General features: G+C 28.6%; 8 protein-coding genes. All 8 read left to right on the forward strand.

Going from position 1 to position 13,990, the window contains the following annotated elements:
- Nucleotides 1–129 precede the first annotated feature (129 nt).
- The 8 genes from ACYUET_RS16785 (at nt 130) to uvrC (ending at nt 13,971) form a co-directional block, all read left to right on the forward strand.
- Nucleotides 130–1,362, forward strand: a complete 1,233-nt coding sequence (locus ACYUET_RS16785) for a S41 family peptidase (RefSeq protein WP_460281598.1) — start codon at nt 130–132, stop codon at nt 1,360–1,362.
- Between the two features lie 2 nt (nt 1,363–1,364).
- Nucleotides 1,365–2,672: a signal protein PDZ gene (locus ACYUET_RS16790; protein ID WP_460281535.1), complete on the forward strand. Its 1,308-nt coding sequence runs from the start codon at nt 1,365–1,367 to the stop codon at nt 2,670–2,672.
- A 437-nt stretch (nt 2,673–3,109) separates the two neighbouring features.
- Nucleotides 3,110–5,077 (forward strand): excinuclease ABC subunit UvrB, encoded by a 1,968-nt coding sequence (gene uvrB / locus ACYUET_RS16795; protein ID WP_460281537.1) that lies wholly within the window; start codon nt 3,110–3,112, stop codon nt 5,075–5,077.
- 478 nt (nt 5,078–5,555) lie between these two features.
- Nucleotides 5,556–8,378, forward strand: coding sequence for an excinuclease ABC subunit UvrA (gene uvrA / locus ACYUET_RS16800; RefSeq protein WP_460281539.1), 2,823 nt, complete (start codon nt 5,556–5,558; stop codon nt 8,376–8,378).
- Between the two features lie 418 nt (nt 8,379–8,796).
- Nucleotides 8,797–9,243 carry an FHA domain-containing protein gene (locus ACYUET_RS16805; RefSeq protein WP_460281541.1) on the forward strand — a complete coding sequence of 149 codons (447 nt, stop codon included), beginning with the start codon at nt 8,797–8,799 and terminating at the stop codon, nt 9,241–9,243.
- 55 nt (nt 9,244–9,298) lie between these two features.
- Complete coding sequence (locus ACYUET_RS16810) at nt 9,299–10,489, forward strand: FtsW/RodA/SpoVE family cell cycle protein (protein WP_460281599.1); 1,191 nt, start codon at nt 9,299–9,301, stop codon at nt 10,487–10,489.
- A gap of 3 nt (nt 10,490–10,492) precedes the next feature.
- On the forward strand, nt 10,493–11,971 hold the full coding sequence (locus tag ACYUET_RS16815; protein WP_460281543.1) for a peptidoglycan D,D-transpeptidase FtsI family protein: 1,479 nt from the start codon (nt 10,493–10,495) through the stop codon (nt 11,969–11,971).
- Between the two features lie 125 nt (nt 11,972–12,096).
- Entirely contained in the window at nt 12,097–13,971 is a 1,875-nt protein-coding gene (uvrC, locus tag ACYUET_RS16820) for an excinuclease ABC subunit UvrC (protein ID WP_460281601.1), read from the forward strand.
- The last annotated feature ends 19 nt before the right edge of the window (nt 13,972–13,990 follow it).

Genomic DNA, 13,990 nt, shown 5'->3' on the forward strand with positions numbered 1-13,990 from the left:
TATTAGTTTATTCTAATAAGGCACATTCAACAAAATATATATGAATAATGGTTTATTATTTTTTTTAACAGAATATATGCAAGGGAGTCTTTAAATGTGAAAAATTTTAAAAGAAGTAATAATTTCAAAATGAGTAAATCCTTTTTTATTATAATTATAATAGCTATATTTTTTATTACAGCAGGTGGATTTTTATTTATAGGAAATTATTTAGCTACTAAAGGCATTTTATTAACTAAAACATCAACAGAAGTTTCAAGTGAGCTAAAGCAAATTAAGGATATAGATAAATATTCAGCATTGTTTGAAGTACGTAATGCTTTAATATCTAGATTCGATGGAGAGATTGACGATAATGTTTTATTAGAAGGAGCAATGAAAGGTATGACTGCTTCTTTAGAGGATCCTTATACTGTTTTTATGAACAAAAAAGAGTTTGATAAATTTATGGAACAAACTACTGGAAGTTTTATGGGGATAGGAGTTCAAGTAGGGGTAAAAGATGAAAAAATAACAGTAATCTCTCCAATGGAAGGATCACCAGCTGAAAAAGCAGGTTTACAAGCAGGAGATGTTATTTTAAAAGTTAATGATGTAGAATTAAAAGGAAATGACCTTGAGCAAGCGGTATCAATGCTTAGCGGAAAAGAAAAGGTTGAGGTTAAGTTAAATATTTTAAGAGCGGGTAATGCACCTTTTGATGTTAGTATAATGAGAGATGTTATAAAAGTAGAGTCTATAAAGGGAGAAATGATAAATTCTTCAGTTGGATATATTCAATTAACTTCTTTTATGGATGAGAATCTTACAAATGATTTTAAAAGTAAATTAACAGAATTAAAGAATGCTGGAATGAAAGGGTTAATTTTAGATTTAAGAGGAAACGGTGGAGGACTTCTTTCAGAAGCAGTTGGAGTTGCATCTCAATTTATACCTGAAGGTAAAACAATAACATACACAATAGATAAATACGATAATAGGGCTGATTCACCATCAATTGGAGGTATTGCACAAGGGTTACCTTTGGTATTGCTTGTAGATGGTGGAAGTGCCAGTGCTTCAGAAGTTGTTACAGGAGCACTAAGAGACTATAAAGTAGCAACTATTATAGGTACTACTACATTTGGAAAAGGAATTGTGCAACAACCAGTTAAGTTTTCAAATGATATTGGAGGACTTAAGGTTACAGTTTCAAAATATTATACACCAAATGGGGAGAATATTCATAAAAAGGGAATATCCCCAGATTATGAAGTAAAAATACCAAAAGAATTATCAGAACAAGTTTATAGTAGAGCTAATGATCCACAACTTACTAAAGCTCTAGAAGTTATAAATGGAAAGATAAATCAGGGGGATTAATAATGGATTTATTACTATATACATTAAGAGGCATTGCAGAGGCAATAGTTGAACCTACGTTAATGTTAATATTAATTCTTTTAGGAGTAATTTTATATTTAAAAAATAGAAAATTAGTAATAATGCAGAAAATGATTCTAGGGGAAAGTGTGAATACTCCTCTAGAACTTACACTATCACAAATTGTTTTAGGAATATTAGCAGGAACATTGGTAAGTGTAATTAATAGTATGCTTGGAATAAGATTCGGAGAAAATTCAGGGATATTCTACTTATTTGGAATTTCAATAGTTTTAATGTTTATAAAACCTAGATTTATATGTTTTTCATATTCAGGAGCTATATTAGGTTTAATAAGTGTATGTATAACTTTATTAGGAAATTTTATACCTGGAATAAAAGAGAATATGGTTTTTAAGATTGATATAATGTATCTTATGACTTTTGTAGGAGTATTACATATTATTGAAGGATTATTAGTTATGATAGATGGTGATAGAGGTTCTATACCAGTATTTGCTAATAAAGGAGGAAAAATAATAGGTGGTTTTGCACTTAATAGATATTGGCTGTTATCTATAGCGATATTAATATCAGTTATGGCAGATAAGGATGCAGGTAATTACATAACTACAACTATACAAACTCCTAATAGTTGGCCTTTTATTCACGGTAGTGGGGATATAAGTTTATTATCTTTTACAATGATATCAATAATGCCACTTTACGCGGTATTAGGTTATTCAAGTGTTACTTTTACTAAAAGTAAAAGACAAAAAGCTTTATCTTCAGGTAGATATATTATAGCTTATGGGGCAATATTGATGTTGGTTTCTCAAATAGCTAGATTTGGAATTTTGGGAGAAGTATTATTAATAATATTTGCACCACTTGGTCATGAAATAATGATAAGAATTCAAAAGAATAGAGAAGATATATTGGAACCTAAGTTTATGAGTGATGAAGAAGGATTAGTAATATTGGATGTATTACCTAAATCTATAGCTTATGATTTAGGTATAAAAGCAGGAAGTAAGCTGATTTCAGTAAATGATAAAATAATAAATTCTCAATTGGAAATGCAATCTATTATAAAAGAAAATTTATATAATATTACTTTGAAAATTAAAGATATGAATGGAACAATAAATAGTTTACCAATAAGAATTAGTAGAGGGACAAATGTGGGTATGCTTTTAGTACCTAGAGCAGTCGAAGCAAAAGATAAAGTAATGATTAAAGAGAATGATTTTTCTCATATACTAGATAAACTAAAAGAATCTGATAAACAAAATAATAAAAAGAATTAAGAGATTAAAGAGATAAAATTTTTAAGTTTTATCTCTTTTTATTTACCTCAGTCTTACCCTAGGGGTACCTCTGGGGTAAGACTGAGGTAGAGTGAATTTTATGTTTATAATAGAAGAATTAAGACAAAATATAATTAGGAAAATTTTTATATAAGGTATGTTCAAAAAGAAATGGATCAATATGTATATATTTGAACTATTATTTTATTTTTTAATATTAATATTTAGTTAAGGTTATGTTTTAAAATATTAACATTCAATTAAAACATAGCGTTAGTTAAAAATATCTCTTAGTAATTTTAAATATAGTTATTATGATAAATAAGAGTTATTATTTTTTAATAGTTTTAATGAATTGTTGACTTAATTTATAATGAAAAGTAAAATATAAATACAATACATACGAATATTTGTTCGCAAAAAATGAGGTGTTATATATGGGGAATTTTAAAATACATTCAAATTTTAGGCCGACAGGTGATCAACCAGAAGCAATAAATAAATTAGTGGAGTCTATAAAAAATAAGAATAGAGAGCAAACATTACTTGGAGTTACTGGTTCAGGTAAAACTTTCACTATGGCTAATATTATAGAAAGGCTTCAAAGGCCTACAATAATTTTGGCACATAATAAAACACTAGCAGCTCAATTATGTTCTGAATTTAAGGAATTTTTTCCAGAGAATATAGTTGAATATTTTGTATCTTATTATGATTATTATCAACCAGAGGCGTATGTACCACAAACTGATACTTTTATTGAAAAGGATGCTTCTATAAATGATGAAATAGATAAGCTTAGACACTCAGCTACATCAGCTCTTTTCGAAAGAAGAGATGTAATTATCGTAGCATCTGTCTCATGTATTTATGGTCTTGGTAATCCGGATGAATATAAAAAATTAACTATAAGTTTGAGAAAAGGTATGGAAAAGGAAAGAGATGAAATTATAAAGAAACTTATAGAAATTCAATATGAAAGAAATGATATAGATTTTTCTAGAGGAACTTTTAGAGTAAGAGGGGATATGCTAGATATAATTCCATCTTCAACTTCAAGTAAGGGAATTAGAATTGAGTTTTTTGGAGATGAAATAGATAGAATAAGAGAATTTGATGTATTAACAGGAACAATAATTGGTGAAAGAAATCATGTTTCTATATTTCCAGCATCCCACTTTGCAACATCAAAGGAAAGAGTAGATAAAGCTATTGTGCAAATAGAAGATGAATTAGAAGATAGACTAAGAGAACTTAATTCACAAGAAAAACTTTTAGAAGCTCAAAGATTAAGACAAAGAACTAATTTTGATATTGAGATGATGAAGGAAATGGGTTATTGCAGTGGTATAGAAAATTATTCTAGAATTTTAGATGGAAGAAGTCCTGGAACTCCACCTAAGACTTTAATAGATTATTTTCCAGATGATTTTTTAATGTTTATAGATGAAAGTCATGTTACGCTGCCTCAAGTTAGAGCTATGTACGCAGGTGATAGGTCAAGAAAGAATACTTTAGTAGATTACGGGTTTAGGCTTCCATGTGCTTATGATAACAGACCATTAAAGTTTGAAGAATTTGAAAAGAAGATTAAGCAAGTGGTATTTGTAAGTGCTACACCAGCAGCATATGAAATGGAACATTCAAAAGAAATAGCAGAGCAAGTTATAAGACCAACAGGTTTATTAGATCCGGAGATTATAATAAAACCTGTTAAAGGACAAATAGATGATTTATATGCACAAATTAAAGAAACATCAGAAAAAGGTTTTAGGATTTTAATAACAACATTAACAAAAAGAATGTCAGAGGATTTAACTAAGTATCTAATAGAATTAGGAATTAAAACTACTTATATGCATTCAGATATAGATACAATTGAAAGAATGAAAATTATCAGAGATTTAAGACTTGGGAAGTTTGATGTTTTGGTTGGGATAAACCTTTTAAGAGAAGGCCTAGATATTCCAGAAGTTGCTCTTGTAGCAATATTAGATGCAGATAAAGAAGGATTTTTAAGATCAGAAACATCATTAATTCAAACAATAGGAAGAGCAGCAAGAAATGCAGAGAGTAAGGTAATAATGTATGCAGACAATATTACTAAATCTATGGAAAAAGCAATAAGTGAGACAAAAAGAAGAAGAGAAATACAAATAAAATATAATGAAGAACATAATATAACTCCAACAACAATTAATAAGGAAGTTAGAGATGTCATAGAAGCTACTAAGGTTTCAGAGGATGTTGAAGAATATAGAGTTGAAGAAAATAAGAAGCTTACTAAAAAAGAAAAAGATAAGTTAATAAAGGATTATACATCAGAAATGTTATTAGCTGCAAAGAATTTACAATTTGAAAGAGCAGCTGAATTAAGGGATTTAATAGAAAATTTAAAAAAATAATTAAGGCATATGAAATAAAATAATAAGTCAAAGATTTTGAGGATATTTTGCGTCAGACAAGGAAGTGAAACCTCGGAATAGTGGGGCTATTGCGAGATTTCGCTGATGAAGTATGACACAAAATAGACCAAGAGATTAACTTATTATTTTTTGAATATGCCTAAATAGGGAATACAGTTGTAAGATTAATTTAATAATATATTCATAATAATTTATATTATTTGCAGTATCATTAAATGATGAGGCTTTAGGCATATGAAAGAAAGTACTAGATTAAATATACTACTAAATTATTTTTTTGAATGTGCCTTATTATAAAGTTTAGTATACAATAATTCCCTTATTTTTTAATGTGTTTAGTTAAAAAATTTTTATATTGAGTTAATTGGAATTTAAAATTAGGGTTATGTTTTAAAATAGCGTTGCATCTATATAAGAGTGAGATGTATTTTGAAACATATCAGAAAAGAGGGGTATTATGAACGATAAGATAGTAATTAAGGGTGCAAAGGTTAATAATTTAAAGAATGTAAGCTTAGAAATACCTAGGGATAAGTTAGTTGTATTTACTGGTCTATCAGGCTCAGGAAAATCTTCTTTAGCTTTTGATACATTGTATGCAGAAGGACAAAGACGTTATGTAGAGTCATTATCTTCTTATGCGAGACAATTTTTAGGCCAAATGGATAAGCCAGATGTAGAATACATAGAAGGACTGTCTCCAGCGATATCAATAGATCAAAAGACTACAAGTAAAAATCCAAGATCTACAGTTGGAACTATAACAGAAATTTATGACTACTTAAGATTATTGTATGCAAGAGTTGGGGTTCCACATTGTCCTAAGTGTGGCAAAGAAATTTCCCAACAGTCTGTGGATCAAATAGTGGATAAAATAATGTCTTATGGGGATAAAACTAAGATTCAAATACTAGCACCAGTAGTTCGTGGAAGAAAAGGAAACCATGAAAAGATATTAGAGAATATAAAGAAAAATGGTTTTATTAGAGCTAGAATAGATGGAGAAATATATGATTTAACTGAAGAAGAGGTTGTATTAGAAAAAACTAAAAAACATAATATAGAAGCAGTTATAGATAGAATCGTTATAAAAGAAGATATAGAAGGAAGATTATCAGAATCTATTGAGTCTGCTTTAAAACTTGGAGAAGGATTAGTAATAGCTAATATTATAGGAAAAGAGGATGTTTTATTTAGTGAAAGATTTTCTTGCCCAGATTGTGGAATAAGCTTAGATGAACTTGCACCTAGGTTATTTTCGTTTAACTCACCATTTGGAAAATGTGATTGTTGTGATGGATTAGGAACATTATTTGAGATTGATGAAAAATTAGTTATTCCTAATAAAGATCTCACTATAATGGATGGTGCAGTAGCAAGTTGGGGAGCAGGAAGACTAAAAGAAGATTCTTGGACATATGCAATATTAAAAGCATTAGAAAAAGAGTGCGGATTACGTTTAAATGTACCAATAAAGGATTTAAGTAAAGAAGAAATTGATTTATTGTTATATGGAACTAATGGAAAGAAGCTTAAAGTAACTTATACTAAAGAAGGTGTAAAAGCTACTTACAATTATGCATTTGAAGGTGAAATAAATGCCCTAAAAAGAAGATATAGAGAAACTAATTCAGATTATATAAAAGGTGAAATTGAGCAATATATGAGTGATAATTTTTGTCCTAAATGTAAAGGGGCAAGATTAAAAAAGGAAGCATTAGCAGTTAAAGTTGGTGGGAAAAATATATATGAATTTACCAATTTGCCAATAAATGAGGAATTAGATTTTTTAAATGGCATAGAATTTTCTGAGAAGAATAAGATAATTAGTGAACAAATTGTAAAGGAAATTAGAAATAGACTTCAATTTTTACTTGATGTAGGACTTAATTATTTGAATTTATCAAGAAAATCAGGAACTTTATCAGGTGGAGAATCTCAAAGAATAAGATTAGCAACTCAAATAGGGTCTTCATTAATGGGGGTTTTATACATATTAGATGAACCGAGTATAGGACTTCATCAAAGGGATAATGATAGACTTATAAAGACTTTAAAGAACTTAAGAGATGTAGGTAATACCGTTATTGTGGTTGAACATGATGAAGATACTATAAGAGAAGCAGATTACATTGTTGATATTGGACCTAGAGCTGGAGAACATGGAGGAGAAGTTGTTGTAGTAGGAACTGTTGATACGGTTAAAAAATGTAAAGAATCAATTACAGGACAATATTTGGCTGGAGAAAAATTTATTGATGTACCAAGTGAAAGAAGAAAAGGTAATGGAAAACAAATAACTGTTACTGGGGCACAAGAAAATAATTTAAAGAATATAAATGTATCTATTCCGTTAGAAACTTTTACTATAGTTACAGGTGTTTCTGGATCAGGGAAGAGTACTTTTGTTAATGAAATATTATATAAAGGATTAAATAGAATAATAAATAAGAGCAAAAACCCGGTAGGAAAGTACAAAGAAATAAAAGGATATGAAAACATAGATAAAATAATAGATATAGACCAAAGTCCGATAGGTAGAACACCACGTTCTAATCCCGCTACATATACTGGAACATTTGATATAATAAGAGAACTTTTCTCTCAAACTAATGAAGCTAAAATGAGAGGATATAAACAAGGAAGATTTAGTTTTAATGTTAAGGGTGGAAGATGTGAAGCTTGTTCTGGAGATGGAATAATAAAAATTGAAATGCAATTTTTATCTGATGTTTATGTACCTTGTGAAGTATGTAAAGGAAAAAGATATAATAGAGAAACTTTAGAAGTTAAATATAAAGGCAAAAATATAGATGATGTATTAAACATGACAGTTGAAGAAGCACTAGAATTTTTCGAAAATATACCAAGAATTAAAAATAAGCTAAAAACATTAAATGATGTAGGGCTAGGTTATATAAGATTAGGTCAACCTTCTACTCAACTATCAGGAGGAGAGGCCCAAAGAATAAAACTAGCTACAGAACTTTCAAAAAGGAGTACAGGAAAGACTTTATATATTTTAGATGAACCTACAACAGGACTTCATGTGGACGATGTTAATAGATTAATTGAAATATTACAAAGATTAGTGGAGTCAGGAAATACGGTTGTTGTAATTGAACATAATTTAGATATGATAAAGTGTGCAGATTATTTGATAGATTTAGGCCCAGAAGGTGGAGATAAAGGTGGTACTATTATTAAAGTGGGTACTCCTGAAGAATTATGTAAAGTAGAAGAATCATACACAGGTAAATACTTAAGAAAACTATTATAATTTTATTTTTAAGTGCATAAAAAATTATAAAACTTTCAAAGTTTAAAAGACTAATAAAATCTAGTTTTAGATAAATATTTAATTGAGAATTGAGAGTAGAGGAATAAAGTCCATCGTAGAATTTATATATTTTAAAAAGTATTTAAGACTTTTAACGAAAACCTTCAATTCTCATTTTTCACTTTTAACCAACAAAACGTGGTATAGCCACTTTATTCTTAAAAATATAAAACCAAGAGTTGAAATTATTTTTAAATAGAAATTAAATTTTAAATTATAAATTTATAGACATATTAAGAATATTATAAGTAAAATAAGGCCTGATTAAGATAACTAAGAGTTTTATTTAATGTAATAATTAATCTTTTTGTTGTATAATCATTATTATGATATAGGAAATAGATATTGAGGTGAAGTTATGAATTTTTCAAAAGTATCTGCTGGAATATTCGGAGTAATTTTTATTATTGTGTTATATGTAATTATTTATTATGCTCTAAAAATAATGTATAAAGATATTAAAGGTGGAGCAAGAAGAAGAAAACCTATGAATAATTCTAGAGGAAGTTTTGGACTAGAAATATTAAGATGTGGTGTTAATGCTGACTTAAAAGAAGGCTCAGTTATTCCAGTAAGAATGGATATTAGTATAGGAAGAAAAGAAAATAATTCAATTGTATTATCCGATCAACATGTATCAGGAAATCATGCAAAAATAATTGTACGGAATATGGGATTGATAATAGAAGATTTAGATAGTACGAATGGTACTTATGTAAATGGAAATAAAATAAGAGGCAAACAGAAATTATCTAATAAAGACGAAATAAGAATAGGAACTTCTGTCTTTAAAGTTTTAAGCTAAAGAGATTGGCGGATGAGGTGAAATCGTGAGGACGAAAAATGGTGATAGTAAGTTAATGGTATTAACTTACTTATTATGTATGGCACTTTTTGTTAATTTAGCTATATTAAAAGATCCTGTAGATAAAGGTGCAATATATATGGGATTAATGATATGTATTTTAATTACTGTAGCTAAAGTTTTAATGGGAAAATTTTATCCTAATGGGGATAGGTTTTTATTTATATTTTCATGTATATTATCAGTTATAGGTATAGCTGTTTTATATAGATTAGATAGTGACGTTGCAGTTAAACAATTAGTTTGGGTAACTGCAGGTATTGTTATTTATATGGTTATTATTTTAACCATACCAGATATGCGGGAATTTAATAGATATAAGTGGGTATTCATGGGGATAACTTTAGTTTTTATGCCATTGGCTTTAGTATTTGGTACAGAAGTAAATGGTTCGACTAACTGGATACTTATTGCAGGTACAGGATTCCAACCATCAGAATTTGGTAAGATAGCATTTGTACTTTATCTTGCTTCAGCGCTTCAAAGCTATGAAGATAAAAACAATGTTATAGAAGATTTTAAACAACTTTGGGAACCAGCTTTAGTAGTTATGTTTTCATTAGGTTGTATGGTTCTTCAAAAAGATTTAGGATCAGCTTTAATATTTTTTGGAATAGCAGTTACAATGCTTTATGTTGGAACGGGCAAAAAGAAATATGTAATAATAAGCTTAGTTTTATTTTTAGCAGGTGCTTTTGTTGCTTATAATTTATTTGGTCATGTAAGACAAAGAGTACAAATATGGAGAGATCCTTGGAGTGATCCAACAGGCCAAGGATATCAAATAGTAGAAGGAATGTATGCTATTTCATCTGGTGGTCTTTTTGGAAGTGGATTAGGAAAAGGTTATCCAGGTTTTGTTCCAATTAATACTTCAGATTTTATATTTGCAGTAATTTGTGAGGAACTTGGAATAATTGTTGGACTTGGAGTTATGATTATATATTTCTTAATGTTTTACAGAGGAATGAGATCAGCATTTATTATTAAAGATAGATTCTCTCAATTAAATACAGTAGGATTTAGTTCAATGATAGCATGCCAAGTTTTGGTTATTATTGGTGGTGTATTTGCAGTAATACCCTTAACAGGTATAACATTACCTCTAATTAGTTATGGAGGTTCATCAGTTATAACTATGTTCTTTTCACTTGCTATACTTCAGAAGATATCAGAGGAGGGATAAGCAATGAATGATATTTCAAATAGTGTAAAAAAGGTAATGGTAGTTTTTCTATTTTGTTTTGTAGGTCTTATATCATATATTGCTTATTTTCAAGTATTTAAAGCTCCAGGTATTGCAGAGCAACAAGGAAATAAGAGAATATGGGCTGAACAAAATAAAGTATTAAGAGGAACTATATATGATAGAAGTAAAAATGCTTTAACTAAGAGCGAAAGAAAAGATGCTCTTACACAAAAGAGAGAATATGTTTATGGAGATTTATACACTCATGTTTTAGGATATGTAGATCCAGTTTATAAGAGTGCAGGACTTGAAGCTTCATACGGAAAAGAACTAACAACTGATAGTTCTATTAATGGTGAATTAATAAATTTAACTAAAGATTTTAGTTTTGATAAATTAAAAGAGTTATTTAAAAATAGAAGCGAAGATAATAATAAAGTTGGTAATAGTATAATAACAAGTTTGGATCCAGATATTCAAAAAGTTGCATATGATGCATTAGGAAATAATAAAGGTGCAGTTGTTGCTTTAAATCCTAAAACAGGAGAAGTATTAGCAATGGTATCTAAACCAACATATAATCCTAACGATTTAGAAGCATCTATGAAAGCAGCTAATGAAGGAAAAGCTGAGGATACTCCATTAATTAATAGAGCTACATACGGATTATATCCTCCTGGATCAACATTTAAGACAGTAACACTTACAAGTGCTTTAGAAAATATAGCAGGAATTACAACTAGAACATTCCAAGATGATGGTAAATTAGTCTTTAATGAAAAGCAATCATTAAGTAATGCAGGTGGAGCAGCTTATGGATCTTTAGATCTTAAAGAAGCTTTTAGAGTATCTAGTAATGTAGTTTTTGGTGGCTTGGCTATGGAATTAGGAAATGATAAATTAAAAGAAACAGCAGAAAAATTTGGTTTTAATAACTCTATTGAAGCAAATGGGTTTACAATACAAAAAAGTCAATTCCCAACATTGAAAAAAGCTGAAGTTGGTAGTATAGCGCAAACTGGAATAGGTCAAAGTAGTATTTTATCAACACCAATGCAAATGGCATTGGTAGCAAGTACTATTGCAAATGATGGAAAGATGATGCAACCTAAATTAGTAAACGCAATAATTGACCAAAATGGAAATACTGTTAAAACTATAGATCCAAAAGTAAATAAACAAGTTATGTCTGCAAAGGATGCTGAAATAATAACAGAGTATATGAAAAACTTAGTGGATTCTAGGGTTAATAGTAGTTGGGGTATTTTCCAAGGAACCAATACTTGTGGAAAAACAGGTACAGCAGATTATAAACTTTCTAATGGGCAAGATGCTACTCCACATTCATGGTTTATAGGATTTGCACCAGAAAAGGATCCAAAAGTTGCAGTTGTAGTTATAGTAGAGAATGGTGGTTTTGGAGCAGGAGCAGCAGCTCAAACTGCTGGAAGAGTTATTAAGACAGCTTTATCTAAATAACTAGTTACTTTAATTATATGTTAGAATTCACAACACATCTTTAGAATGATTAAAAATACATTTAAGGCACATCTTTGAACCATTAATTTCTTTGATGTGCCTAATATACTTTGGAGGTGATTGAAATTTTTGATTTTAAAAACCAATTAAAGATTTTACCAGAAAAGCCAGGTGTATATTTAATGAAGAATGAACTTGGTGAAGTTATATATGTTGGTAAAGCTAAGATATTAAAAAATAGAATTAGACAATACTTTCAAAACTCTAAAAATCATTCTGAGAAAGTTAAAACAATGGTAAAAAATATTTCGGAATTTGAGTATATAGTTACAGATTCTGAGATGGAAGCTTTAATTTTAGAATGTAATTTAATAAAGAAATATAGTCCTAAATATAATATCCTTTTAAAAGATGATAAATTTTATCCTTTTATAAAAGTAACAGTAAATGAAGACTTTCCCAAAATTTTTATTACACGGAAATATGCTAAGGATGGAAATAAATATTTTGGACCATATACTAACGTTTCATCAGTATATGAAACAATGAACTTAATAAAAAAAATATTTCCAATAAGGACATGCAAAAAAGCTATAACTGATGGGGGAGTATCAACAAGACCTTGTTTAAATTATCATATTAAAAAATGCAATGCACCTTGTGCTGGATATGTCTCTATTGATGAATATAGAAATATGATAAATGAAGTTATGGATGTTTTAAGTGGAAAAGATAAAACCATTGTTAGTAAGTTAAAAAAAGAAATGGATGAATTTTCATCTAAATTAGAATTTGAAAAAGCAGCTTCATTAAGAGATAAGATAATTGCTATAGATAATATAATTGAAAAGCAAAAGATTTTTAAATCTCAAGAAGGTGATGAAGATTTTATCAATTTATATAAAGATGATAAAGATTGTTGTGTTCAAGTATTCTTTTTAAGAGATGGAAAAGTAACTGGAAGAGAACACTTTATAATTGAAAATAGTACATATCAAGAAGATGAAAGCATTTTATCACAGTTTATTATTTCATTTTATAGAGGAACACCTAAAGTCCCTAAAAATATCTATATTCCACAAACTGAAGATACTGAAATTTTAGAGGAGTTTTTGACAATAAAAAGAGGATCTAAGGTTTGGGTTAAAGTTCCTGTAAAAGGAAGTAAAAAAGAAATGCTGGAATTAGTAAAAAGTAATGCTAAAGTTACATTAGAACAATTTAAAGAAAAGATTTTAAAAGATGAAGAAAATAACAAGCTTTGTTTAGAAGAAATACGACACTTATTATCTTTAGATGATATACCAATGCGAATAGAAGCATATGATATTTCTAACATACAAGGTGTGGATTCTGTAGGTTCAATGATTGTATTTGAACAAGGTAAGGCTAAAAATAGTGATTATAGAAGATTTAGCATAAAATCAGTAAAAAATGGAAATGAATATGATAGTATGAGAGAAATATTAGAAAGAAGATTTCGTCGAGGATTAGAGGAGATAAAACAAATTCAAGATAGAAATTTACAATTTTCTAATGGAAAATTCTCTAATTTCCCAGATTTAATTATGATGGATGGAGGAAAAGGTCAAATTAATGTAGCTAAAGAAATTCTAAATAAATTAGGAATAGAGATACCAGTATGTGGTCTAGTAAAAGATAATCATCATGCAACAAGAGGGATAATTTATAATAATGAAGAGATTATTATAAATAGAAGTTCTAATCTTATGCAATTAATAAGAAGAATACAAGATGAAGTACATAGATTTGCAATAACATATCATAGAACACTAAGAGACAAAAAAACACTTCATTCTGTATTAGAAGACATACCATATATTGGAGAAAAAAGAAGAAGATCATTACTTATGAAATTTGGAAGTATTGATAATATAAAAAAGGCTACATTAGAGGAACTTTTAGAAATTGAATCTATAGATAATAAGTCTGCAAATAGCATTTTATCTTATTTTAAAAAAAATGAACAGAATAAATAAATTATGCTATAATAATACG

The organism is Clostridium sp. CTA-5, assembly GCF_054768135.1.

Bases quoted from the DNA above. Each gene is read 5' to 3' on its own strand.
- ACYUET_RS16785 (WP_460281598.1), top strand. From the start codon at position 130: ATGAGTAAATCCTTTTTTATTATAATTATAATAGCTATATTTTTTATT.
- ACYUET_RS16790 (WP_460281535.1), top strand. From the start codon at position 1,365: ATGGATTTATTACTATATACATTAAGAGGCATTGCAGAGGCAATAGTT.
- uvrB (WP_460281537.1), top strand. From the start codon at position 3,110: ATGGGGAATTTTAAAATACATTCAAATTTTAGGCCGACAGGTGATCAA.
- uvrA (WP_460281539.1), top strand. From the start codon at position 5,556: ATGAACGATAAGATAGTAATTAAGGGTGCAAAGGTTAATAATTTAAAG.
- ACYUET_RS16805 (WP_460281541.1), top strand. From the start codon at position 8,797: ATGAATTTTTCAAAAGTATCTGCTGGAATATTCGGAGTAATTTTTATT.
- ACYUET_RS16810 (WP_460281599.1), top strand. From the start codon at position 9,299: ATGGTATTAACTTACTTATTATGTATGGCACTTTTTGTTAATTTAGCT.
- ACYUET_RS16815 (WP_460281543.1), top strand. From the start codon at position 10,493: ATGAATGATATTTCAAATAGTGTAAAAAAGGTAATGGTAGTTTTTCTA.